21 protein-coding genes are annotated in these 23,615 nt (G+C 62.2%); 20 read left to right on the forward strand and 1 reads right to left on the reverse strand.

The genetic code is table 11. The features are described 5' to 3' along the window. Positions 1–20: 20 nt before the first annotated feature. The 20 genes from cbiE (at position 21) to ureC (ending at position 18,406) form a co-directional block, all read left to right on the forward strand. Positions 21–1,226, forward strand: coding sequence for a precorrin-6y C5,15-methyltransferase (decarboxylating) subunit CbiE (gene cbiE / locus AC4PS6_RS14665; protein ID WP_073453173.1), 1,206 nt, complete (start codon positions 21–23; stop codon positions 1,224–1,226). Beyond that, complete coding sequence (locus AC4PS6_RS14670; protein ID WP_103451344.1) at positions 1,223–1,948, forward strand: cobalt-precorrin-6A reductase; 726 nt, start codon at positions 1,223–1,225, stop codon at positions 1,946–1,948. Before cbiE ends, AC4PS6_RS14670 begins: the two co-directional genes overlap by 4 nt. 56 nt (positions 1,949–2,004) lie before the next feature. Beyond that, positions 2,005–2,337 (forward strand): type II toxin-antitoxin system RelE/ParE family toxin, encoded by a 333-nt coding sequence (locus tag AC4PS6_RS14675; protein ID WP_019818285.1) that lies wholly within the window; start codon positions 2,005–2,007, stop codon positions 2,335–2,337. A gap of 5 nt (positions 2,338–2,342) precedes the next feature. Continuing rightward, entirely contained in the window at positions 2,343–2,666 is a 324-nt protein-coding gene (locus AC4PS6_RS14680) for a helix-turn-helix domain-containing transcriptional regulator (RefSeq protein ID WP_014716718.1), read from the forward strand. A 468-nt stretch (positions 2,667–3,134) separates the two neighbouring features. Continuing rightward, positions 3,135–3,527 carry a DUF2946 domain-containing protein gene (locus AC4PS6_RS14685; RefSeq protein WP_003188156.1) on the forward strand — a complete coding sequence of 131 codons (393 nt, stop codon included), beginning with the start codon at positions 3,135–3,137 and terminating at the stop codon, positions 3,525–3,527. A gap of 47 nt (positions 3,528–3,574) precedes the next feature. Then, the gene (locus AC4PS6_RS14690) at positions 3,575–4,057 is read left to right on the forward strand and encodes a copper chaperone PCu(A)C (RefSeq protein WP_032904022.1); all 483 of its coding nucleotides are present in this window, start codon (positions 3,575–3,577) and stop codon (positions 4,055–4,057) included. 10 nt (positions 4,058–4,067) lie between these two features. Then, entirely contained in the window at positions 4,068–4,469 is a 402-nt protein-coding gene (locus AC4PS6_RS14695; RefSeq protein ID WP_032904023.1) for a DUF2946 domain-containing protein, read from the forward strand. A 93-nt stretch (positions 4,470–4,562) separates the two neighbouring features. Next, positions 4,563–6,623, forward strand: a complete 2,061-nt coding sequence (locus AC4PS6_RS14700; RefSeq protein WP_014716715.1) for a TonB-dependent copper receptor — start codon at positions 4,563–4,565, stop codon at positions 6,621–6,623. 118 nt (positions 6,624–6,741) lie between these two features. Beyond that, a complete protein-coding gene (locus tag AC4PS6_RS14705; RefSeq protein WP_336826798.1) occupies positions 6,742–8,103 on the forward strand; it encodes a PepSY-associated TM helix domain-containing protein in 1,362 nt (453 codons plus the stop codon). 194 nt (positions 8,104–8,297) lie between these two features. Further along, positions 8,298–9,563: an urea ABC transporter substrate-binding protein gene (urtA, locus tag AC4PS6_RS14710; protein ID WP_003188149.1), complete on the forward strand. Its 1,266-nt coding sequence runs from the start codon at positions 8,298–8,300 to the stop codon at positions 9,561–9,563. 164 nt (positions 9,564–9,727) lie between these two features. Beyond that, entirely contained in the window at positions 9,728–11,230 is a 1,503-nt protein-coding gene (gene urtB, locus AC4PS6_RS14715) for an urea ABC transporter permease subunit UrtB (protein ID WP_020301609.1), read from the forward strand. Then, positions 11,230–12,297: an urea ABC transporter permease subunit UrtC gene (urtC, locus tag AC4PS6_RS14720; RefSeq protein WP_020301610.1), complete on the forward strand. Its 1,068-nt coding sequence runs from the start codon at positions 11,230–11,232 to the stop codon at positions 12,295–12,297. The genes urtB and urtC overlap by 1 nt, the downstream gene beginning before the upstream one ends. After that, positions 12,294–13,127 (forward strand): urea ABC transporter ATP-binding protein UrtD, encoded by an 834-nt coding sequence (urtD, locus tag AC4PS6_RS14725; RefSeq protein WP_162236640.1) that lies wholly within the window; start codon positions 12,294–12,296, stop codon positions 13,125–13,127. The genes urtC and urtD overlap by 4 nt, the downstream gene beginning before the upstream one ends. Before the next feature lie 140 nt (positions 13,128–13,267). Next, a complete protein-coding gene (gene urtE / locus AC4PS6_RS14730) occupies positions 13,268–13,966 on the forward strand; it encodes an urea ABC transporter ATP-binding subunit UrtE (RefSeq protein ID WP_014716709.1) in 699 nt (232 codons plus the stop codon). 30 nt (positions 13,967–13,996) lie between these two features. Continuing rightward, positions 13,997–14,836 carry an urease accessory protein UreD gene (locus tag AC4PS6_RS14735; protein ID WP_014716708.1) on the forward strand — a complete coding sequence of 280 codons (840 nt, stop codon included), beginning with the start codon at positions 13,997–13,999 and terminating at the stop codon, positions 14,834–14,836. Between the two features lie 92 nt (positions 14,837–14,928). Continuing rightward, positions 14,929–15,231 (forward strand): urease subunit gamma, encoded by a 303-nt coding sequence (gene ureA / locus AC4PS6_RS14740; protein WP_003171437.1) that lies wholly within the window; start codon positions 14,929–14,931, stop codon positions 15,229–15,231. Positions 15,232–15,240: 9 nt separating this feature from the next. After that, positions 15,241–15,753 carry a GNAT family N-acetyltransferase gene (locus AC4PS6_RS14745; RefSeq protein WP_019818288.1) on the forward strand — a complete coding sequence of 171 codons (513 nt, stop codon included), beginning with the start codon at positions 15,241–15,243 and terminating at the stop codon, positions 15,751–15,753. Between the two features lie 5 nt (positions 15,754–15,758). Further along, positions 15,759–16,292, forward strand: coding sequence for a GNAT family N-acetyltransferase (locus tag AC4PS6_RS14750; RefSeq protein ID WP_020301611.1), 534 nt, complete (start codon positions 15,759–15,761; stop codon positions 16,290–16,292). Continuing rightward, a complete protein-coding gene (locus tag AC4PS6_RS14755) occupies positions 16,289–16,594 on the forward strand; it encodes an urease subunit beta (RefSeq protein ID WP_003188134.1) in 306 nt (101 codons plus the stop codon). Before AC4PS6_RS14750 ends, AC4PS6_RS14755 begins: the two co-directional genes overlap by 4 nt. Before the next feature lie 111 nt (positions 16,595–16,705). Then, positions 16,706–18,406 carry an urease subunit alpha gene (ureC, locus tag AC4PS6_RS14760; RefSeq protein ID WP_020301612.1) on the forward strand — a complete coding sequence of 567 codons (1,701 nt, stop codon included), beginning with the start codon at positions 16,706–16,708 and terminating at the stop codon, positions 18,404–18,406. On the opposite strand, the gene AC4PS6_RS14765 is transcribed toward ureC, so the two are convergent. Further along, positions 18,403–23,574: a dermonecrotic toxin domain-containing protein gene (locus tag AC4PS6_RS14765; protein ID WP_336826797.1), complete on the reverse strand. Its 5,172-nt coding sequence runs from the start codon at positions 23,572–23,574 to the stop codon at positions 18,403–18,405. The two genes, ureC and AC4PS6_RS14765, sit on opposite strands and share 4 nt — an antisense overlap. Between the last annotated feature and the right edge of the window lie 41 nt (positions 23,575–23,615).

The raw sequence follows: 23,615 nt of genomic DNA on the forward strand, positions 1-23,615 counted from the left end.
ATGTCGTTCAAGGAATTGATATGTCGCCCTGGCTGACGGTTGTAGGCATCGGTGAAGACGGCTTCAAAGGCCTGGGCAGGAATGCCCGGCATGCCTTGCTGCGCGCCACGCGGATTATAGGTGCTCAGCGCCAGTTGGACCTGCTGCCGCAGTGTATTGGTGGCGAGCGCCAGCTGTGGCCGAGCCCGTTTTCCCTGGAGCCGGTGTTGTCGCGGCGTGGAGAGCCTGTGTGCGTATTGGCCAGTGGCGACCCGATGTTCTATGGCGTCGGCGCCAGCCTGGCCCGGCAAGTGGCGGCTGAGGAGTTGACGATTTTGCCAGCGCCCTCGTCGGTATCCCTGGCGGCGGCGCGCGTGGGCTGGCCGTTGCAGGAGGTGGTGACATTGTCGGTAGTGGCGCGGCCATTGGCGGCAATCAACGCGCATTTGGCCAGTGGCGTGCGCTTGTTGGTATTGAGCAATGACGGCAGCAGTCCCGCCTTGATTGCTGCGTTGTTAACCGAGCGCGGTTTTGGCCCCAGCCGCATCAGTGTGTTTGAACACCTGGGCGGCCCGGCTGAACGGCGTATCGACGGGCACGCGCAAGCGTGGGAGCACACCGCGGTTGCTGATTTGAACCTGGTCGCCATCGACTGCCTGGCGGATGCGAACGCACCGCGTCTGTCGCGTCTTGCCGGCTTGCCGGACTCAGCCTTCAAACACGATGGCCAACTGACCAAGCGCGATGTGCGCGCCATGACCCTCGCCCGCCTCGCGCCCATGCCGGGCGAACTGTTATGGGACGTGGGCGCGGGCAGTGGCTCCATCGGTATTGAATGGATGCGCACCCATCCCAGCTGTCGTGCCTTGGCGATTGAAGCCGACACCGGCCGCCAAGGCCTGATCGAACACAACCGCGACGCCCTCGGGGTGCCCGGTCTGCAACTGATTCGCGGCAAGGCGCCGGAGGCGTTAAGCGGCCTGGAAACACCAGACGCCATCTTCATCGGCGGCGGCGTCACCCGCGACGGCGTGCTCGATACCTGCTGGCAACACCTGCGCCCCGGTGGCCGCCTGGTTGCCAATGCCGTGACCCTGCAAAGCGAAATGACCTTGATGAACTGGCGTGCCGAGCATGGCGGCGAACTGACCCGCATCCATGTGGCCCAGGCGCAGCCCTTGGGCGAGTTCGATACCTGGCGCCAGGCGCTGCCGATCACGTTGCTGGAAGTGATCAAGCCGCTATGAAAAGAATTCTGCTGCTGGGCGGCGTCACGGAAGCGCTGGCCATCGCCCGCACCTTGGGGCCTGAACACGTCTACAGCCTGGCCGGCGTGGGCCGCGTACCCACCGACCTCACCTGCCAGGTGCGGGTCGGCGGCTACGGCGGTAGTGAAGGCCTGGCGCAGTTTGTACGTGCCGAACGCATCAGCCTGATCCTTGATGCTACGCACCCGTATGCGGCGCAGATCAGCCGCAACGCGGCCGAGGCTGCAAGGGCATGCGGCGTACCTTGCTGGGCATTGCGACGCCCGGCCTGGCAGCCGCAGCCGGGGGATGACTGGCGAGAGGTCGCCGACTGGGCCGAACTGGTCGAAGCGCTCAAACCCTTCAAGCGCCCGCTGTTCACCTTGGGTCGCGAACCCTTGCAGCACCTCGACGAAATCCCCGCCGAGCAGTTCTGGACCTTGCGCGCGCTGGATGTGTATCCGGGCAACAAGCGCTGTGAAGTGATCGGCGCACGCGGGCCGTTCCTCATCGAGGACGAGCGGGCGTTATTCGAAGAACGGCGAATTGATGTGCTGATCAGCAAGAACAGCGGCAGCACCGGCACCGAGCCGAAGCTGGAAGTGGCGCGTGAGCGGGGGGTGCCGGTGTTGGTGTTGAAGCGGCCGATGTTGGCTCAAGTAGATAGGGAATTCCTGTCGTCTGAAGAAACACTCAGCGCGTTGGCAAACTTCACTCGATGAGTCAGGATCGCTCGCTTGCTTGATTAGTAACCTATTTGTTACCTTCAGGACGGCTAATGATTGAGATCGAAGAATACCAACGCGACAACGATTCCAGTCCGTTCGATGAGTGGTTTTCATCCTTGAGTGTCCCAGCGGCAACTCGAGTTTCAACCGCTTTAGTTCGGCTTGAAACAGGCAACACCAGCAACATCAAGTGGTTCGATGGGCTAGGCGAATACCGTATCGACTGGGGACCCGGCTTGCGAATCTATTTGATACGAGAAGGACATCGATTAATCATCCTGTTCGGTGGTGGTGATAAGTCCAGTCAAAAGCGCGATATCAAGGTCGTAAAGTCGCTGATTAACGAGTATCAGCGTGACAAGAAATTGAAACAAAAGAGGTGACCAGCATGGCGCTTACCCGTAGCTACAAACACACCATCGCTGAACGTGCCCAGCGAGACCCTGCATTCGCCCAAGCGCTTCTCGACGAGGCCGCTACGCTATTTCTCAATGGCGAGCCGGAAATCTCTCGCGTGATCCTGCGTGATTTAGTCAACGCCACAGTAGGCTTTGAAGGCCTTGCGAAACAAACCGCCAAACCTAGCAAAAGCCTGCACCGAATGCTTTCGGCCAGCGGCAACCCCAGCATGGATAACCTTGCGGCGATTTTTGCCGTGATTAGAAAAGCCCTGGGTGTCGATATGCAGGTCCACGGCGTACCCGCTGCATAATTTGGGAGCGGGCTCGCTCGCGAAGGCAGTGTGTCGGCCAAAACATCCAGCGACTGACACACCGCTTTGCGAGCAAGCCCGCACACACTTTGGAATTGCGTTATCAAATGACGGTAGTAGATCAGCCAGCCAAGGCGCTAGCTCAATCAACTGCGCAACCATTGGCTGGAAAAAGCCCTATACCTGACTTGATCGTTCCCACGCTCCGCGTGGGAATGCATCCTGTGACGCTTCGCGTCACGGCTTTAAAAGCGGACGCAGAGCGTCCAACGCGGCATTCCCACGCAGAGCGTGGGAACGATCAGCCCGCCTGGTACGCTGCGTCCCTTCTGCAAAATTGGCAAGCGGCCGTTCTCGTCTATCCTCAAACCCACCACTGCGACACCAAACCACACCCGCCCTTTTTACTTATCCCCCCCGATCAGGCTAAATACCCGCCTGATCGTTTAACCCTACGGATTATCCGCCATGGCCCGTCAACGCTTTGCAATTGCCTGGATCGCCTGCCTTGCAGTGCTGTTCAATGCGTTTGCCATGCCGTTGGCCAGTGCGATGCAGCAGACGGATGACCCGATCAAGCGTCTGATGTGGGGCGGGTTCTGTTCGTCCAATGGCGCGAGCCTCAAGGCGATTGCCCTGGGCAAGCTGGAAATCCCGGCGCCGCCGGATGATCACTCGGCTATGCAGCATTGCTGGTGTTGCTCGGGTTCGGCGCCGTTGGTGGCGTTGCCAGGGCATGTGCCGCAGTTGTATGTGACGCGCTTCGAGGCGGTGCAGAGCCTGCCGCCGCGCTTATTGCGCAATCCCACCCCGCGCCAGCAATGGCCAAGCCTTAACCCCCGCGCCTCTCCAACGGTCTGAGCTTCTTCGCAAGTGAACTGCGTTTAGAACCGTTCTGGAGAACTGCCATGCTTAAATCTTCCCTGCTTCTGGCCGCGTTGCTGCTGCCGGTGTTCAGTGCTGCCAATGCCGATGACTACAAGGCCGGCGACTTGGAGGTCAGCAATCCCTGGTCCCAGGAATTGCCGCCGAATGCGCCCACCGTCGCGGCGTACTTTGTGATTCACAATACTGGGGAGACGGCAGATCGCCTGCTCAGTGCCGAGACGCCCTTGGCGGAGAAAGCCGAATTGCATGAGCACGTAATGCAAGGCGACCTGATGAAGATGCAACAGGTGCCCAACGTGGACGTACCAGCCAAGGGTGAACTGACCTTCGCGCCAATGGCCTATCACGTCATGCTGCTGGGCCTCAAGGACCGCAGCCTGCTCGCCGATGGCAAGCAATTCCCGCTGACCCTCACCTTCGAGAAAGCCGGCAAGGTCGAGGTGCAAGTGTCGGTGCACAAAGCGCCACCGATGGCTGGCCACGAGCATATGCACGCTCAGTAAGCCAACCTCGATGGGCGCTCCTCGCGCCAGGTTGTCTCCCCACTACCGCGTGAAGCGCGGCAGTTGGATCAGCCTGTTCGCCATGCTGATGATCTTTATCGGTCCGCTGATTTCCCAGGCGATGCCGATGGATCATCACGCCGGTATGTCCATGGAAATGCCCATGGATATGCCGAGCGACCACGGTAAATCCCATCACACCCAAGCTCCAGCCGAACACCACGCACTCTGGGCCAAGTGCGGCTATTGCGACCTGCTATTCAGCTGCCCGGCCCTGCCCGGCAGTGTGTCGTTCGTGGCCCTCGGCACCCCGCCGCCCGCCAACGCCCTCACACCCGCCACGCGCCTGGGCCATTCCCGGCAGAGCATCTTCCCCGGCGCCCGTAGCCGTGCGCCGCCCATCGTTTCGTAAGCCCTTCACAGCGTTACTTCACCCCGGCCGACTTTAGACAGACAGCCGCAGGCTGCTGGCCGTGTTGTTTACGATTGATTGATGGAATTTGTCATGTCCAGGTTTTCTGCTGACACCCGTTTGGGAAGTACTGCCCTGCTCACCGCCTTATGCGGCGCACTATTGGCTGCCCACGCTCACGCCGACGAGCATGAGCTGAGCCCCACCGTCATCACCGCGATCGCCCCCAGCTCACCGCTGACCGTGGTCACCAACCCCAAAGACCCGCGCCAACCGGTGCCCGCCAGCGATGGCGGCGACTACCTCAAGACCATCCCCGGCTTCGCCCTGGTGCGCAACGGCGGCACCAACGGCGACCCGGTGCTGCGCGGCATGTTCGGCTCGCGCCTGAATATCCTCACCAACGGCGGCATGATGCTCGGCGCCTGCCCGGGCCGCATGGATGCGCCAACTTCGTATATTTCGCCGGAAACCTACGACAAGCTCACCGTGATCAAAGGCCCGCAAACCGTGCTCTGGGGCCCGGGCGCGTCTGCCGGCACCATCCTGTTCGAGCGTGAGCCGGAGCAGTTCGGCGAGCTGGGCACACGGGTCAACGCCAGCGTATTGGCCGGCTCCAACGGGCGTTTCGACAAGGTCATCGATGCCGCTGCCGGCGGGCCATTGGGCTACGTGCGGGTGATCGGCAACCAGGCCCATGCCGACGATTACAAGGACGGCAACAACGACACCGTCGCCTCGCGCTATGACAAGTGGAACGGTGACGTGGCCGTGGGTTTCACGCCCGACGCCGACACCCTGCTGGAACTCACCGCCGGGCGTGGCGACGGCGAGGCGCGCTACGCCGGGCGCGGCATGGACGGCTCGCAGTTTCTGCGCGAAAGCCTGGGGCTGCGTTTCGAAAAGTCCAATATCGGTGAGGTGCTGGATAAGGTCGAGGCCCAGGTCTACTACAACTACGCCGATCATGTGATGGACAACTACAGCCTGCGTGTCCCTTCGGGCACCGGCATGATGGCGGGCCCCATGGCGTCCAACGTCGACCGCCGCACCCTTGGCGCACGCATCAAGGCCACCTGGCGCTGGGCGGATGTGCAATTGATCAGCGGCCTGGATGCGCAGACCAATGAACACCGTGCGCGCAGCAGCATGGGCATCGACACGTATAAGGATTTGCCGCGCAACAAGGACGCCAATTTCCACAACTACGGTGTGTTCGGCGAACTGACCTGGTACGCCGCCGACAACGATCGCCTGATCACCGGCGCGCGCTTGGACCGCGCCTCGGCCAAGGACTTCCGTCAACGTACCGGCTCGGGAATGATGTCGCGCCCGAACCCGACCGCCGGCGACACCCGCGCCGATACATTGCCCTCGGGCTTTGTGCGTTATGAGCACGACCTGGCGGACAGCCCCACCACGCTGTATGCCGGCCTGGGCCACGCGGAACGTTTCCCGGATTACTGGGAGCTGTTTTCCCCCAACACCGGCGCGGCCGGTTCGGTGAATGCCTTCGACGGCGTGAAGCCCGAGAAAACCACCCAGCTCGACTTCGGTGCCCAGTACAAGAGCGCCGACCTGGAAGCCTGGGTGTCGGGCTATGTCGGCCAGGTGCGCGACTTCATCCTGTTCGACTACAGGCCCGGCATGATGGGTACCACCTCCCAGGCGCGCAATGTGGACGCACGCATCATGGGCGGCGAAGTGGGCGCGGCGTACAAGCTGAGCCAGCACTGGAAAGCCGACGCCAGCCTCGCCTATGCCTGGGGCAAGAACAGCAGCGACGGCAAGGCCCTGCCACAAATGCCACCGCTGGACACGCGCCTGGGCCTGACCTACAGCGAAGACGATTGGAGCGCTGGTGCGTTGTGGAGGGTGGTCGCGGCGCAACACCGTATCGACCCGAACAAAGGCAACGTGGTCGGCAAGGACTACGACAAGAGTGGCGGCTTCGGCGTGTTCTCGCTGAACGCGGCCTACCGCATCAACAAGCACTTCAAGGTCAGCACCGGCGTCGACAACTTGTTTGGCAAGGCCTACGCCGAGCATCTGAACCTGGCCGGTAACGCAGGCTTCGGTTACCCAGCCAACGACCCGCAGGCCATCAAGGAGCCGGGGCGTACGCTCTGGACCAAGGTGGACATGAGCTTCTAAAAGCATCGCAGGCAAGCCAGCTCCCACAGGTGCAATACAGTCCCCTGTGGGAGCTGGCTTGCCTGCGATGACGGTGTAACAGACCAAGAAAAATCAAAAGCCTTATGCGGAGCAGCCGATGACCACACAAAAAATTTCCTTCTACAACCTGGCCTGGCGCTGGCACTTCTACGCCGGCCTCTTCGTCGCCCCCTTCATGGTGCTGCTGGCCCTCACCGGCATCATCTACCTGTTCAAACCCCAGCTCGACCCGCTGATGTACGGCCACCTGCTCACCGTGCCCGCCGCCGAACATGCGCTGAGCGCCGACGAGCAACTGCAGCGCGCCCAGGCCGCCTACCCCCACGCCGCGATCAGCAAATACCTGCCCCCTGCCGGCGCCACTCGCAGCGCGCAGTTCGTGATGCGCAACGATGCCCACGAGGTGGCGGTGTTCATCGACCCCTATCGCGGCACCGTCCTCGGTGAGCAAGACGCAAACAACAACCTGCAAGCCATCGTCCGCGCCCTGCACGGCGAACTGATGATCGGCACCGTGGGCGATCGCCTGATCGAATTGGCCGCTGGCTGGGGCGTGATGCTGGTGGTGTCCGGCCTGTACCTGTGGTGGCCGCGGGGCAAGTCCTCGGCCGGCGTGTTATGGCCGCGCATCGGCAGCCGTGGCCGCTTGTTCTGGCGTGACCTGCACGCTGTCGCCGGCTTCTGGGGCGCAGCGTTCCTGCTGGTGATGTTGCTCAGCGGCATGACCTGGACCGGCTTCTGGGGCAAGCAATACGCCGACCTGTGGAACACCTTCCCAGCCGCGATGTGGAACAGCGTGCCGCAGTCCGACCAGCAGGCCCGTGTGCTCAACACGGCCACCCAGCAAACCGTGCCCTGGGCCCTGGAAAACACGCCGATGCCAATGTCCGGCGACCACGCCGAGCATATGAATCACGGCGCAATGCACGCAGGCCCGGCCGCACCCACGGTGCGCCTGCAACAGGTGGTCGACCTGGCCAACGCACGCAAGGTCGAGCCCGGCTACAGCATTACCTTCCCCACCACCGCCACCGGTGTATTCACCGTCGCGGTGTTCGCCGACGACCCGCGCAACGACGCCACCCTGCACGTGGACCAGTACACCGGCAAGGTCCTGGCCGATGTACGCTGGGATCATTACAACCTGGTCGCACGCGCCACCGAGACCGGCGTGATGCTGCACGAAGGCAAGATGTTCGGCTGGGTCAACCAACTGATCGTGCTGGTGATCTGCCTGATGATTCTGCTCAGTGCGGTCAGCGGCGTGGTGATCTGGTGGAAGCGCCGGCCCCAGGGTGGACTGGGTGTACCGCCGCTGCGCCACGACCTGCCCAAGTGGAAAACCGCGATGGCGATCATGCTCGGGCTGGCGATCATTTTCCCGTTAGTAGGGGCTTCGTTGGTCCTGGTGTGGGCGCTGGATCGCTTGCTGCTGTCACGCATTAGCGCAACCGCCTGAAGCATTGTCGCCCAACGCCCTCTTTTGAAGCCTGCCGTGCACCCAACGGCCTCCGTGGCGCCAACCTGGTGCGCCACGGAGCGGCTTTACCTCCCGAACCCGCCGGTAAACCCGTGTCTGGCGTAGCAGGCACAGCCCTTGCAAAGCCCTGTGTATCTGCCCCACAACAATTATCGGTACACGGAGATCGCACCATGAAGCGTCGCAGCTTGATCAAGGCTTTCACTTTGTCGGCATCCATTGCCGCCATGGGTTTGACCTGGACCGTCCAGGCCGCCGAGACCATCAAGGTCGGCATCCTGCACTCGTTGTCCGGGACCATGGCGATCTCCGAAACCTCGCTCAAAGACATGGCGCTGATGACCATCGACGAGATCAACGCCAAAGGCGGGGTGAACGGCAAGATGCTCGAACCGGTGGTGGTAGACCCAGCGTCCAACTGGCCGCTGTTCGCCGAGAAAGGCCGCCAACTGCTGACCCAGGACAAGGTCGCCGTGGTGTTCGGCTGCTGGACCTCAGTGTCGCGTAAATCGGTGTTGCCGGTGTTTGAAGAACTCAACGGTTTGCTGTTCTACCCGGTGCAGTACGAAGGTGAAGAGATGTCGCCCAACGTGTTCTATACCGGTGCGGCGCCGAACCAGCAGGCGATCCCGGCGGTGGAATACCTGATGAGCGAAGAAGGCGGCAGCGCCAAGCGTTTCTTCCTGCTCGGCACCGACTATGTGTACCCGCGCACCACCAACAAGATCCTGCGCTCGTTCCTGCATTCCAAAGGCGTGGCGGATAAAGACATCGAAGAGGTCTACACCCCGTTCGGCCACGCCGATTACCAGACCATCGTCGCCAACATCAAGAAGTTCTCCGCCGGTGGCAAGACGGCTGTGGTCTCCACCGTCAATGGCGACTCCAACGTGCCGTTCTACAAAGAACTGGCCAACCAAGGCTTGAAAGCCACCGAGGTACCGGTGGTGGCGTTCTCGGTGGGTGAAGAAGAACTGCGTGGCATCGACACCAAGCCGTTGGTGGGCAACCTCGCGGCCTGGAACTACTTCCAGTCGGTGGAAAACCCGGTGAACCAGAAGTTCGTGGCCGACTGGAAAGCCTACGCCAAGAAACACAACCTGCCGGGCGCCGACAAAGCCGTGACCAACGACCCGATGGAAGCCACCTATGTGGGCATCCATATGTGGGCGCAGGCGGCGGAAAAAGCCAAGTCCACTGACGTCGACAAAGTGCGTGAAGCCCTGGGCGGCCAGACCTTCGCCGCGCCGTCGGGCTTCACCCTGACCATGGACAAGACCAACCACCACCTGCACAAGCCGGTGATGATCGGTGAGATCCAGGCCGACGGGCAGTTCTCGGTGGTGTGGCAGACCGAAGCGCCGATTCGTGCACAGCCGTGGAGCCCCTACATCCCGGGCAATGACAAAAAGCCGGACTATGCCGTGAAGAGCAACTAACGCCCCCACAGCTCGAATGTGGGACATGGTCACTGTGGGCGCTGGCTTGCCTGCGATGCAAACAACTCGGTGTGCCTGACACACCGCAGCGATGCCATCGCAGGCAAGCCAGCCCCCACACAGCCTGCTCCCACACTGTCCCCGCATGATCAGGACATTTTGCTATGCCCACTGCCCTCCACCGCCTCATCCTCGCCGTGCTGCTGTTGCTGCCCTTTGGCGCACACGCCAGCGACGCCGAAGACTTCCTTGCCGCCAACCCGGTGCAGCAAGCCAAACTCCTGCAGGACTGGGCCGCCCACCCCGACCCAACGCGTATCGAGTTGGTGGACGCCCTTGAGCAAGGTCAACTCATGCTCAACGGCGAAACCAAGACCGTGCGCCTGAACAACCGCCTGCGCGGCTTGATCAATAACGTGCAAGCCAGCCAACAACTGCTCGCCGCCGACCCCAAGGTGCGCCTGGACGCAGCGCGCACCCTGCAAAAAAGCGCGGTGCCTGCACAACTTAAATTCCTCGACCAGCAGGTCGCCGCCGAAACGGATGAGCAGGTGCACAGCGCCCTGAGCCTGGCCCTGGCCAACCTGCAATTGGTCGACCCCGACCCGGTGGTGCGCCTGGCAGCCGTGCGCTTGCTCGGCAGCACCGGCGACCCGCTGGCCCGCACGCGCCTTGAAGCGCTGCTGGCGCCAGGCGTGGAAGCCGACGCCGCCGTGCACACCGCCGCTGAAACCAGCCTGGCCCAGGTCAAACGCAAACTGATGATGGGTGAAATCCTCGGCCAGGCGTTCAGCGGCATGTCCCTGGGCTCGATCCTGCTGTTGGCGGCCCTGGGCCTGGCGATCACCTTCGGCCTGCTCGGCGTGATCAACATGGCTCACGGCGAGATGCTGATGCTCGGCGCCTACTCCACCTATGTGGTGCAGTTGATGATGCAGCGCTATGTGCCCCAGGCCATCGAGTTCTACCCGTTGATCGCGTTGCCGGTGGCGTTTTTTGTCACCGCGGCCATCGGCATGGCGCTGGAACGCACAGTCATCCGTCACTTGTATGGCCGCCCCCTGGAAACCCTGCTCGCCACCTGGGGCATCAGCCTGATGCTGATCCAGCTGGTGCGCCTGGTGTTCGGCGCGCAGAACGTCGAAGTGTCGAACCCGGCCTGGCTGTCTGGCGGCATCCAGGTACTGCCCAACCTGGTGCTGCCGTACAACCGCATCGTGATCATCGCCTTTGCGCTGTTCGTGGTGGTGCTCACCTGGCTGCTGCTGAACAAGACGCGCCTGGGTCTGAACGTGCGCGCCGTCACCCAGAACCGCAACATGGCCGCCTGCTGCGGCGTGCCTACCGGGCGCGTGGACATGCTCGCCTTTGGCCTCGGCTCCGGTATCGCAGGTTTGGGCGGCGTGGCGCTGAGCCAGATCGGCAACGTCGGCCCGGACCTGGGCCAGAGCTACATCATCGACTCGTTCCTGGTGGTGGTGCTCGGCGGCGTCGGCCAGTTGGCCGGCAGTGTCATGGCCGCCTTTGGCCTGGGGATCGCCAACAAGATCCTCGAACCCCAGATCGGCGCCGTGCTCGGCAAGATCCTGATCCTCGCGCTGATCATTCTGTTTATCCAGAAACGCCCGCAAGGACTCTTCGCACTGAAAGGACGGGTGATCGACTGATGAACCAGCCATTGATGCTTACGGCCACGCAAAAGGCCGGCCCCAAGGTCACGATTGCAGTCGGTGCAGTCATCCTGCTCCTGCTGCTGGCGTTGCCCCTGTGCTCGCTCTTGTCTGCCGACAACCCGCTGCATGTGTCGGCCTACACCTTGACCCTGGTGGGCAAGATTCTCTGTTACGCCATCGTCGCCCTGGCGCTGGACCTGGTGTGGGGTTACGCCGGGATGTTGTCCCTGGGCCACGGTTTGTTCTTCGCCTTGGGCGGCTACGCCATGGGCATGTACTTGATGCGCCAGGCGTCCGGGGATGAGTTGCCGGCGTTCATGACCTTTTTGTCCTGGACCGAATTGCCCTGGTACTGGGCCGGCACCGACCACTTCCTGTGGGCGTTGTGCCTGGTGGTACTGGCCCCCGGGGTGCTGGCGTTGGTGTTCGGTTTCTTCGCCTTCCGCTCGCGAATCAAGGGCGTGTATTTCTCGATCATGACCCAGGCCCTGACGTTCGCGGGGATGCTGTTGTTCTTTCGCAACGAGACCGGGTTCGGCGGCAACAACGGCTTTACCAACTTCCGCAGCATCTTAGGTTTTGGCATCACTGAACCGGGCACGCGGGCGGTGTTGTTTTTCGCCACGGTGTTGTTGCTGGTGGCCAGCCTCTACATCGGCTGGCGCCTGGCGAAGAGCAAGTTCGGGCGCGTGCTCACCGCCCTGCGCGATGCCGAGAACCGCCTGATGTTCTGCGGTTACGACCCACGCGGTTTCAAGCTGTTCGTGTGGGTGTTGAGCGCAGTGTTGTGCGGCCTTGCCGGTGCGCTGTATGTGCCGCAAGTGGGCATCATCAACCCCAGCGAAATGTCACCAACCAACTCCATCGAAGCCGCCGTGTGGGTAGCGCTGGGCGGGCGTGGCACGCTGATCGGGCCGCTGCTCGGCGCCGGTGTGGTCAATGGCATGAAGAGTTGGTTCACCGTGGCCTTCCCCGAGTACTGGCTGTTCTTCCTGGGGGCGCTGTTCATTATCGTCACCCTGTACCTGCCCAAGGGCGTTATCGGCCTGCTGAAGAAATGAGGAACGTCATGCTTGAACCTATTTTCGACGCAGGCAGCGGCCGCGATGCGATTGGCATCGGCCAGGTCGCGGGCAAAGGGCTCAACACCCGCCACGGTACCATTCTGACCCTGGAAGATATCAGCGTCAGCTTTGACGGTTTCAAGGCCCTCAACGACCTGAACCTGTACATCGGCGTCGGCGAATTGCGCTGCATCATCGGCCCCAACGGCGCGGGCAAGACCACGCTGATGGACGTGATCACCGGCAAGACCCGGCCCAGCCACGGCAAGGCCTGGTTTGGCGAAACCCTGGACCTGACGCGCATGAGCGAAGTGCAGATCGCCCAGGCCGGCATCGGGCGCAAATTCCAGAAGCCCACGGTGTTCGAAGCCCTCAGCGTGTTCGAAAACCTGGAGCTGGCGCAGAAGACCGACAAGTCGGTGTGGGCCAGCCTGCGGGCGCGCCTGGACGGTGAGCAGAAGGACCGCATCGAGGAAGTGCTCGACACCATCCGCCTCACCGCCTCGGTGCATCGCCCCGCCGGCTTGCTGTCCCACGGCCAGAAGCAGTTCCTGGAAATCGGTATGTTGCTGATGCAAGACCCGCAACTGTTGCTGCTCGATGAACCAGTGGCGGGCATGACCGACGCCGAGACCGAGTTCACCGCCGAACTGTTCAAGCGCCTGGCCGGCAAGCACTCGTTGATGGTGGTGGAACACGACATGGGGTTTGTCGGCTCGATTGCCGACCATGTGACTGTGTTGCACCAGGGCAGCGTGCTGGCCGAAGGGTCGCTGGAACAGGTGCAGGAAAATGAGCGGGTGATCGAGGTTTACCTCGGCCGCTAACGCTGACACGAACGGCTGTATGTGGGAGCTGGCTTGCCTGCGATAGCGGTTTACCTGACACACCGGGTCGCCTGCATCGCAGGCAAGCCAGCTCCCACAGTTGATCCGGTTCCCGCAGGGGGATTGAGGAGGTTTTGAGAATGCTGCAAGTCGACAAGCTGCACCAGTATTACGGCGGTAGCCATATTCTGCGCGGGCTGTCCTTCGACGTGAAGGTCGGCGAAGTCACCTGCCTGCTCGGGCGTAACGGCGTGGGCAAGACCACCCTGCTCAAGTGCCTGATGGGTCTGCTGCCAGCCAAGGAAGGCGCGGTGAACTGGGAAGGCAAGGCCATCACCGGCTTCAAGCCGCACCAGCGCGTACATGCCGGCATCGCCTACGTGCCCCAGGGCCGGGAGATATTCGGGCGGCTGACCGTAGAAGAAAACCTGCTGATGGGACTATCGCGTTTCCCCGGTTCCGAAGCCAAAGAGGTGCCAGCCTTCATCTACGAACTGTTCCCGGTATTGCTGCAAATGAAGCACCGCCGCGGCGGCGATTTATCCGGGGGCCAACAACAACAGTTGGCGATTGGCCGCGCCCTGGCGAGCCGCCCGCGCCTGTTGATTCTCGATGAGCCCACCGAAGGCATCCAGCCGTCGGTCATCAAGGAGATCGGCGCGGTGATCAAGAAGCTCGCGGAGCGCGGCGACATGGCGATCCTGTTGGTGGAGCAGTTCTATGACTTTGCCGCTGAACTGGCTGACCAGTACCTGGTGATGTCCCGTGGCGAAATCGTGCAGCAGGGCCGTGGTGAAAATATGGAAAGCGAGGGTGTGCGTGGGCTGGTAACCATCTAATCTGTAGCCTCCTAACGATAAGCACACGCCATGAACCTGCCCATTACCCCTGCCCTGTTCACGCCCAGCTGGCACGCCGAGCTGGAACTCGGCTACGCGCGTGTCAAAGACACCACACGCCCGGTATTGCGCCGCCACCTTGGCCCGCTGCGCGTGCAAAAACACTTGTACGCCGAAGGCCCCGAGGTGTGCCAGCACATCATCGTGCACCCACCCGGCGGGATTGCCGGTGGCGATCGCCTGGACATCAGCGCCCATGTGGGCACGGGTGCCTGGGCACAACTGACCAGCCCCGGCGCCGCCAAGTGGTACCGCGCCAGCGGCCCGGCGTATCAGCAACTTGAACTGACTGTGGAAGCCGGCGCGACCCTGGAATGGCTGCCTCAGGAAACCATCGTGTTCAGCGCGGCCCAGGCCGAACTCACCACGCGAATCGAGCTGTTGGGCGATGCACGGTTGTTCTATTGGGATGTGGTCGCCCTGGGGCGCCCGGCCAGTGGCGAACGGTTCGACCTGGGCCATTTCCAATCGCACCTGGACATTCGCCGCGACGGCCAGTTGCTCTGGCATGAGCGCCAGCGCATTGTGGGCGCCGATGGGTTGCTGGATTCGCCTATCGGGCTGGATGGGCAGCCGGTGTTTGCCACATTGTTGGTGACCGGTGAGATCGAACCTGAATTATTGGAACAATGCCGCTCACTGCCCCACGCGGTGCGCGGTGACCTGACCCAACTGCCCGGCTTGCTGGTGGCGCGGTGCCTGGCCAGTGAAGCGCTGCTGGCGCGGGGGTGGTTGATTGATTTATGGCGGCTTTTGCGACCGGCCGTACTCGGCAGGGAAGCGATATCACCAAGAATCTGGAGCACATGAAGATCAAACTGTGGAGCCAGCTCCCACATAAATCAGCTTCACATGGGATCTTCTATGTATTTAAGAATGAATTTTATGAAGGACCCTGAACCATGGACCTGACCCCACGGGAAAAAGACAAACTGCTGATCTTCACCGCAGGCCTGGTCGCCGAACGGCGCCTGGCACGCGGAGTGAAGCTCAACTACCCGGAGACCATCGCCTATATCTCCGCCGCCCTGATGGAGGGCGCCCGCGATGGCCGCACGGTGGCCGACCTGATGCACTACGGCACCACCCTGCTCAGCCGCGAACAGGTTATGGAAGGCATCCCGGAAATGATCCCGGATATCCAGGTGGAAGCCACGTTCCCCGACGGCACCAAGCTGGTCACCGTCCACCAGCCCATTGCCTGAGGCGCAGCCATGATTCGTGATGCAACCGAACACGACCTGCCGGCAATCCGCGCCATTTACAACGACGCGGTGTTGAACACCACGGCGATCTGGAACGAGCAACCGGTGGACCTGGCCAACCGCCAGGCCTGGTTCAGTGCACGCCAGGCGCAGCAATACCCGATCCTGGTGGCGGTGGACAACGACGAAGTCACCGGCTACGCCTCATTCGGCGACTGGCGCCCCTTCGAAGGCTTCCGCTACAGCGTCGAACACTCGGTATACGTGCGCAATGACCAGCGTGGCAAAGGCCTCGGCCCACACCTGATGCAGGCCCTGATCGAGCGCGCCCGCAGCTGCGGCAAGCACGTCATGGTCGCCGCCATCGAAAGCGGCAACCTGGCCTCGATCCGCCTGCATGAGCGCCTGGGCTTCGTGACTACCGGGCAAATGCCGCAAGTGGGCATCAAGTTCGGCCGCTGGCTGGACCTGACCTTTATGCAACTGACCTTGAACCCGGGCGCACAACCGCCCAAGGAGTGACATCGATGAGCGCTGCACAACTGCGTCGAGTCAATGCGGAAAGTTTTGCCCACTACCGCCGGGGCTTGATCGAGCTGTTGCTGGACGCGGTGCAGCACGGCGCGTCGGTGGGCTTCATGGCCGACTTCGATGAGGCCCAGGCCCGGGACTACCTGAGCGGCGTGCAAGCCGGTGTCGAGGACACCAGCCTGCTGCTGTGGGTGGTGGTGCGCGACGAGCAGGTGATCGCCAGCGTGCAATTGGCGTTGTGCCAGAAAGCCAACGGTCTGAACCGCGCCGAGGTGCAAAAGTTGCTGGTGCACAGCAGCGCCCGTCGCCATGGCCTGGGCCAGCAATTGATGAATACCCTGGAACTCGCCGCGCGCCAGCACAAGCGTGGCCTGCTGTACCTGGACACCGAGGCCGGCTCCGGCGCCGAAGCCTTTTACCAGTCGCTGCGCTACACCAAAATCGGTGAGCTGCCCGACTATTGCCAAAGCCCGGACGGGCGCTACAGCCCGACCGCCATCTACTTCAAGACCCTGGGGCAACCTGCATGATTCCTGGTGAATATCAGATCCAGCCTGGCGAGATCGAACTGAATGTCGGCCGCCGCACCCTCACCCTCGGCGTGGCCAACAGCGGCGACCGGCCGATCCAGGTGGGCTCGCATTACCACTTTTTCGAGACCAATGACGCGCTGGAATTCGACCGAGCGGCCAGCCGTGGCATGCGCCTGAATATTCCGGCGGGCACGGCGGTGCGGTTTGAGCCGGGGCAGCGTCGGGAGGTGGAGTTGGTGGATTTGGGTGGTGGGCGGCGGGTATTTGGGTTTGCAGGGCGAGTCATGGGCGACCTTTAGGGCCTCATCGCAGGCAAGCCAGCTCCCACAGTTGAAATGCAATCCCCTGTGGGAGCTGGCTTGCCTGCGATAGCGATTTCACATTCAACACCTATTCTTCAGGGCACACACATGAAAATCACCCGCCAAGCCTACGCCGACATGTACGGCCCCACCGTCGGTGACAAGGTGCGCCTGGCCGACACCGAACTGTTCGTCGAAGTGGAACAGGACTTCACCGTCTACGGCGAAGAGGTCAAATTCGGCGGCGGCAAGGTGATCCGTGACGGCCAGGGCCAGAGCCAGTTGCTCGCCCATGAAGTGGTCGACACGCTGATCACCAACGCGCTGATCATCGACCACTGGGGCATCGTCAAGGCTGACGTGGGCCTCAAGAACGGCCGCATCCACGCTATCGGCAAGGCTGGCAACCCGGACATCCAGCCCGGTGTGACCATGGCCATCGGCGCCAGCACCGAAGTGATCGCCGGGGAAGGCATGATCCTCACGGCGGGCGGCATCGACTCCCATGTGCACTTCATCTGCCCGCAGCAGATCGAAGAGGCCCTGACCAGCGGCGTCACCACCATGATCGGCGGCGGCACGGGGCCGGCCACCGGCACCAACGCCACCACCTGCACCTCCGGCCCGTGGCACCTTGCGCGGATGCTGCAGGCCAGCGATTCGTTCCCGATGAACATTGGCTTTACCGGCAAGGGCAACGCCAGTTTGCCCGAGCCGCTGATCGAGCAGGTCAAGGCCGGTGCGATCGGCTTGAAGCTGCACGAAGACTGGGGCACCACGCCGGCGAGCATCGACAACTGCCTGAGCGTCGCCGATGCCTACGACGTGCAGGTGGCGATCCACAGTGACACCCTCAATGAGTCGGGCTTTGTCGAAACCACCCTCGCCGCGCTCAAGGGCCGCACCATCCACACCTACCACACCGAAGGTGCCGGTGGCGGCCATGCACCGGACATCATCAAGGCCTGCGGTTTCCCCAATGTGCTGCCCAGCTCCACCAACCCGACGCGGCCGTTCACGCGTAATACCATCGACGAACACCTGGACATGTTGATGGTGTGTCACCATCTGGACCCGAGCATTGCCGAAGACGTGGCCTTCGCCGAAAGCCGCATCCGCCGCGAAACCATCGCCGCCGAAGACATCCTGCACGACCTCGGCGCGTTCTCGATGATCAGTTCCGACAGCCAGGCTATGGGCCGCGTCGGCGAGGTGATCACACGCACCTGGCAGACCGCCGACAAGATGAAAAAACAGCGTGGCCCGCTGCCCGGCGACGGCCCCGGCAACGACAATTTCCGCGCCAAGCGCTACATCGCCAAATACACCATCAACCCGGCGATCACCCACGGCATCAGCCATATCGTCGGCTCCATCGAAGTCGGCAAATGGGCCGACCTGGTGCTGTGGCGCCCGGCTTTTTTCGGCATCAAGCCCACGCTGATCCTCAAGGGCGGCGCCATTGCTTCGAGCCTGATGGGCGACGCCAACGCCTCGATCCCGACGCCGCAGCCGGTGCATTACCGCCCCATGTTCGCCAGCTTCGGCAGCTCCCTGCACGCCACCAGCCTGACGTTTATCAGCCAGGCCGCGCAGGCGGCCGGACTGCCCGAGGCCCTGGGCCTGAAGAAGCAGATCGCGGTGGTCAAGGGTTGCCGCGATGTGCAGAAAACCGACCTGATCCACAACGATTACCTGCCGGATATCGAGGTTGACCCGCAAACCTATCAGGTCAAGGCTGACGGTCAGTTGCTGTGGTGCGAACCGGCCGAGGTGTTACCGATGGCCCAGCGGTACTTCCTGTTCTAGAGGATGGCGCTGATCGCTTGATCGGTCAGTGTCTGGTTCAAGGTGATCAGCTCGGCATTGATGCGGCCAAAGGTGTCATCGTAGTCTTGCTGGGGCATCAGTTGCCCCGGTTCACTTTCCGAAGCCGATCGGCCCAGGCGCCGGGCTGTCTGGCTGATGGTTTGACGCAGGGCCTGCCTCGCTCTCTCGGGGAGGTGGGCAGCGGCGGCCCATTGTGCCTGCGCGGCCTCATAGTCGATCAGGGCGTCGAATTTTTCGGCAATCAGCGCGTAATCAGTTTGATGCGCACGCTGCAGGAAGTCAGTCCACATCGGCTGCTCCAGCAGATTGTCACGCAACTGCGCGCCCTGATCCTGCAGCTGTACGCGCTGGAATGCCGCCTCCACCATCGGCGCCGTGACATAGTCCTCGCGAAACATCATGCTTCTGGATTGCCAGGGCAAGTCCAGCCGGGTGGCCAGCGGCACCGTATACGCCAGATAGATTTCGACTTCGTCGATATCGGCGATCACATTACCGGCGCCATCGTAATGCTCAATGCGCAGGCCCTGGGCATCATACTCGGGAAACCTGGCGCCCTGCTCCTGCAACTCGGCGACGCGAGCATGGGCAATACGCCCCAGCTCATCAAGGCGCCATTTCCTCCTGGCCAGGTTGAACACGGCCCTGCGCACGGCGTCGACATCCTCGCTGAAGTAGGCTGACCAATGCAGCACGGCAACGCCCATCGAATTGAACAACTGCGCCCCGGCGTCCACGCAGGCCGCTGGGTCCCGGGCCATCAGGAACAAGTGTTCGCGTAATTCGGCGTCTTCGCCCATCGCCTCAAGCATGCGCCAGACTTTGGCGGTCAATTCCGGCAACCATACGCCGCCCCTGCCTGTCGAGTCCCCGGAGTGCCTGACGGCACGAAGAAGATTGAAAAAGCCCTCAGAGCCAAACGAGCCTTCAAGCATGTCCCATAACACTTGCCTGGAGGGCCATTCCTGCGCCGAATAACCGGTTTTCCACTGCTCGCTGTCGAGCGCGCCCCTTTTCGGCAATTGGCGATCCGGATCCCGGCCAGCGGCCTCGATGTACCGCTTGAATTGAGCAAGCAGCTCAGGCGTCAGCTCTTCACGGGTGAGGAAGGTTTTCGCCACAATCAGTGCCTTATCCGAGCCCGGCGCGAACTCGGGAATCCGCGCTATCGGGTTCTGCCGCATATCCAGAATGAAATTTTCCGGCCTGGGCACACGGAACACACTGGCAGGCCACTCCTCCAGGCTTGTGTCATTGAGCAGCAAGGTCTGTAAGCGCGGCATGCGCCCAACATCGGGTGGCAAGCCGAGTGGGTTCATGTCCAAAAACAACTCCTTGAGACGCACCCGATCTTTCAAGCGCAGGACGTCTTCAGGCGTCAGGACAATATCGTTGCCGCCCAAATGCAACCGCTGCAAATGCGGCATCTGTTCGATGGCTGACGGCACGCTTGTCAGTTGAGCAGCCTCGATCCCTAATCGACGCAGACCGCGAAAGTTGGCGAGCAGTGGCTGCACATCCGCATCCGTCAGCTGCGAGCCTTCGGTTCCCACAATGCCCAAGTAGCTGACATGGTCGAAGTTTGCAGTCAGTGCGGGCAAGGTTCTGAGCTGCTGTGCCAGGTCGTCTTCCAACCATTCGATTTTCTGCCCCAAAAGGCGCCCATTTCGATCGTAGTGCCGTGGGCCGACCTTTCTCCAGGCGTCATCCAGCGCCGTATAAATCTTGCGCCTGGCCCTCAGCACCTGGCGTTGCTGGTCACCGAACGCCTCCATGCCCTGGGGCGGTGTGCTCAACCAGTTGTGCAAGGTGGCCTGCAGGGTCTTGTACTCTTGCTCCAACGCACGCAGCCAGCTCAGGTCCAGCGCGCCGCGCTCGTTGATCAGGGCGAGCATTTCGTCCCGGGTGATTTGCGGGTACAGGCTGCGGATCCGCTCGCGCGTGATTTTTTCCCACTCAGTGCCACCCCGCCCGCTCAATGGATAGCCGCGACGCTCACCCGGCAACACGCTGGGCGGTCGAAAAAAAGGCAGTTTTTCCGGCGACATGCCCAAGGCTTTGCGCAACGGTACTCGGCCTATTGCATGCTGCTTGATCAACCCCTTCAATTGCTCACCCTGGCCGACGTGGGGCACGCCAATCGCGTTGCGATGGGCATCGGTCAACGCATGCTGCAAAGCACCATAGAAACCATTGAGCCCATGCAGGTGCTGGCCGCGCTCATCGAAGGCTTGGTAACGCCCATCCTCCATGCGTGCCAACACCTTGCGACTACTCGCCTCCAGGGGGCCGAAGCTGGCGCGCAATGGGCCTTCAAACCGGCCTTCGCGAACTTCCAGGCGCAAATTGTCCGACCAGCCGGGCAGTGCCGGCAGTGTGTGGAGGGCCAGGGTTTCGGTGTCTGGGCCGGCCAACGCGTCGAGGTACAAGCCTTCATACGCGAGGGTCAGGCGCATTTGCTGCTGCGCCCGGCGCGCCTTTTCAGCGAGGCGCAGGGGAATGCGCTTGGCGCGGTTCATCGTGTCGCGCTCGCTCGGCGTCGCGTCCGCCAGCACTTCGCGCGCCAAAATCGTCGGCACGCCACTGAAGTCGCGCTGGATCAGCATAATCGCGGTGTCGGAGGGTGGCTGCTGCTCGACGTAGATACTCTTCATCAACCGCTCGCGCACCTCGATGGCCCTTTGTTCGAGTTTCAATCTCAGGGCCTCGGTTCTCGCCTCGGGTGTGCGGGCGGTGTAACTGCCCACCAGAGCATCGCGCTGAGGTTCGCTGAGCGCTTCGATAATGCGTATGGGCAACTGGCCGCTCATCAAATCGGCGCGGTGGACCTGCACGGTGTCCGCCCCCGCGGCCTGCTGATTACCGTATTTGATCGACGGTCCGCTCAACTCGGTGCCGGCAAATGCCTCGATCGCCTTGCTCGCTGGCCATCCCGGCAACTCCACCGCCAGGGATGCGGCATAGCTGCACAGTGCGCTGCTGAGCGAGCCCTGGCGAATGCCCTCGGCGACGTTCACCGCATCGCGATACGCCCTGAACTGGCGCAGGGTGTCGAGCAGGATCGCCGGTACCGCCTCGCCTTCCACATGCACGCGGCGCAGCACGTCCTCACTCACAGCCGCCACGCTGCGCGCCTGCTCCAACTCGGCATCGCTGAAGCCCTCCGTCACCGGGCCCAATCGCCGCATCAACGTGGCGCCTTCCCAGGTGTGCGGGCGTTCCACTTCATGGTTCCAGAGGCCAGCGCTGTTGCTCTTCAATATCGGTTGATAGGCCTCGGCACGTGTGGGATGGAGGATGCGGAATTGCTCGGTCAGCGGGTCTTGTTGCACGGCATAGCGTTTGCCCTCCAACGGCAGCACGGTCTGGCCGTTGTGCCGGTGCAGGCCTTGCTCATCCGCTGCCACTGAAGGGAGGGACGCGGTGTGCTCATAGGCCGACAAGTCGGGTTTCCAGAGCCGAGTCTTGCCACTGGGCAGGGTAACGGCCTTGAGCTGCTCGATAAACGGCGACACGGTGAAGTGCACCACGGCTGCCTGTACCGCCAGCGCCGCCAGGTTTTCCACCACGTCGGTGATGTGCGCCCAGCCCGCTTCGCGGTCGCCTTCGCTCAGCTCGATAACACCGTCGATGACTTCGTAAAGTAGTTGCCCGGCCATCGCCACAGCCATCACCACACCCAGCGGCGGCACCGCCATGGCCACCAGGTTCAGGCCGAACAGGCCGATACTCAGGTAATGCGCAGCGCGCAGTGAACGCGAGGCCTCATCGACATCGGAGGTGCTCACCGCACGATGCCGGGCGTTCTCGAACAGCCGCGTACGCAGGCTGCCCAGGCGATAGGTCCACAGGTCTGCAACTTGCCATAGGTCCGTCAGGGTGTGGGCGCGAATGTTGAATTCAGGGGCAGCGGCATGTACGCGCACGTAGGGCTGGGGTTCGCCCAGTGTCGAAGGCGTGGCAAAGGACGGAGAAGTCAGCAAGCGCCCCCACTCCGATCGCAAGGCCTGTGCACCAAACGGCTGGGGAGGTGCGTCCAGCACCAGTTCGGTCAGTCGTTTGTAGTAGTAGGCGCGGTCTTTGTCGGCAACGAACCGGGCAAAAAAATGCTGGTTCGGCGTAGCCTTCCAGCCTTGGGAGCGGTCAGCTTGCTGGGTGGTTTTCGCGCTCAGGCGCTCGGTCAAATCATTGCGAAAGTCATTGAAGCTTTCATAACGCTTGATGGGATGGTCGGGGTCATCGGGAATATAGACGATGACCCAGCAGGTGTAGCCAGGCTTGGCGCAAGTGTCGATGACCAGGCAATCGTGCACATGCAGGTTCATCAGGCTCAGGCTGCGATACCCGATGGGCTTGCCGTCGCTGAGGATGTGTTTTTCCCCGGCCGCCACGCGCATCAGCAGCGCGTGGTCGCTGTCGCCAATGTCGCCTTTGAGCAATGCCAGGTACGCCGCCGCCTTGAAGGCGGCTTTCTGATGCCGGACATAACGTTCGCGCAGTTCGGCTTGGGATTTGGCGTCGTCAGGTTTCAATTGCGCCCGCAGGTGAGCCTGGTACTGCTTGCCCAGGTCCAGGTCTCGGCACAGCTGGGTGAACGCATGAATCTTCAGGGTCGTGGTGTGGCGCTCGAAATGATCGCGCACGTCCGGTTGGGTAATGAAACCTGAGGCGCTGTTGAAATAGCCCTCTCGAGTCTCCCGTTGCTCAAAGTTGCCGAGGGCAGCGTGCAGCAGGGAGAACGTTTTGACCCTGAAGCCACCGGTCTTCACGCCAAAGGCATCCTCGACCGGTACATACAGGCGCAACCAGGTTTGATTGACGTCCAGCTCGTGGCCGATAGCCTTTAGCTCGGCTTCCAGCAAGGGTTGGGCAAACGCTTGCTCCGAGCGTATGGGACTGAAGGTTTTCTCCAGTTCGTTGAGCGACTCGCAACGGGCATCCAGCAGCACCTTGAGCTGATCTTTGCGTGCCTGGGAAGCGGCGTCATACCAGCGGGGAATAGCCGGCGGCGTGTCCTTGAGGGCCTTGCGACGGGAGGGCGAACTGTTGACCAGGCAAGTGGGGATCGCCTGCTTGATCAGTTCGTAATGCTGGCCCTGCTCACCAGGAGGCGGGGTGGCGGGGTCGATGACCTGAAAGTCCGGCATGGGATGACAACCTTTTCTTGGAAGAGGTTGTCATCCTAGGC

Source organism: Pseudomonas sp. DW-iso17 (assembly GCF_058725345.1).

Excerpts from the sequence above, each read along its gene's own strand:
- ureA (WP_003171437.1), top strand. The coding sequence starts at position 14,929 with ATGGACCTGACCCCACGGGAAAAAGACAAACTGCTGATCTTCACCGCA.
- AC4PS6_RS14735 (WP_014716708.1), top strand. The coding sequence starts at position 13,997 with ATGAACCTGCCCATTACCCCTGCCCTGTTCACGCCCAGCTGGCACGCC.
- cbiE (WP_073453173.1), top strand. The coding sequence starts at position 21 with ATGTCGCCCTGGCTGACGGTTGTAGGCATCGGTGAAGACGGCTTCAAA.
- ureC (WP_020301612.1), top strand. The coding sequence starts at position 16,706 with ATGAAAATCACCCGCCAAGCCTACGCCGACATGTACGGCCCCACCGTC.
- AC4PS6_RS14755 (WP_003188134.1), top strand. The coding sequence starts at position 16,289 with ATGATTCCTGGTGAATATCAGATCCAGCCTGGCGAGATCGAACTGAAT.
- AC4PS6_RS14745 (WP_019818288.1), top strand. The coding sequence starts at position 15,241 with ATGATTCGTGATGCAACCGAACACGACCTGCCGGCAATCCGCGCCATT.
- AC4PS6_RS14695 (WP_032904023.1), top strand. The coding sequence starts at position 4,068 with ATGGGCGCTCCTCGCGCCAGGTTGTCTCCCCACTACCGCGTGAAGCGC.
- urtE (WP_014716709.1), top strand. The coding sequence starts at position 13,268 with ATGCTGCAAGTCGACAAGCTGCACCAGTATTACGGCGGTAGCCATATT.
- AC4PS6_RS14765 (WP_336826797.1), bottom strand. The coding sequence starts at position 23,574 with ATGCCGGACTTTCAGGTCATCGACCCCGCCACCCCGCCTCCTGGTGAG.
- AC4PS6_RS14750 (WP_020301611.1), top strand. The coding sequence starts at position 15,759 with ATGAGCGCTGCACAACTGCGTCGAGTCAATGCGGAAAGTTTTGCCCAC.
- AC4PS6_RS14685 (WP_003188156.1), top strand. The coding sequence starts at position 3,135 with ATGGCCCGTCAACGCTTTGCAATTGCCTGGATCGCCTGCCTTGCAGTG.
- urtC (WP_020301610.1), top strand. The coding sequence starts at position 11,230 with ATGAACCAGCCATTGATGCTTACGGCCACGCAAAAGGCCGGCCCCAAG.
- AC4PS6_RS14690 (WP_032904022.1), top strand. The coding sequence starts at position 3,575 with ATGCTTAAATCTTCCCTGCTTCTGGCCGCGTTGCTGCTGCCGGTGTTC.
- urtD (WP_162236640.1), top strand. The coding sequence starts at position 12,294 with ATGAGGAACGTCATGCTTGAACCTATTTTCGACGCAGGCAGCGGCCGC.
- AC4PS6_RS14675 (WP_019818285.1), top strand. The coding sequence starts at position 2,005 with ATGATTGAGATCGAAGAATACCAACGCGACAACGATTCCAGTCCGTTC.
- AC4PS6_RS14680 (WP_014716718.1), top strand. The coding sequence starts at position 2,343 with ATGGCGCTTACCCGTAGCTACAAACACACCATCGCTGAACGTGCCCAG.
- urtA (WP_003188149.1), top strand. The coding sequence starts at position 8,298 with ATGAAGCGTCGCAGCTTGATCAAGGCTTTCACTTTGTCGGCATCCATT.
- urtB (WP_020301609.1), top strand. The coding sequence starts at position 9,728 with ATGCCCACTGCCCTCCACCGCCTCATCCTCGCCGTGCTGCTGTTGCTG.
- AC4PS6_RS14705 (WP_336826798.1), top strand. The coding sequence starts at position 6,742 with ATGACCACACAAAAAATTTCCTTCTACAACCTGGCCTGGCGCTGGCAC.
- AC4PS6_RS14670 (WP_103451344.1), top strand. The coding sequence starts at position 1,223 with ATGAAAAGAATTCTGCTGCTGGGCGGCGTCACGGAAGCGCTGGCCATC.
- AC4PS6_RS14700 (WP_014716715.1), top strand. The coding sequence starts at position 4,563 with ATGTCCAGGTTTTCTGCTGACACCCGTTTGGGAAGTACTGCCCTGCTC.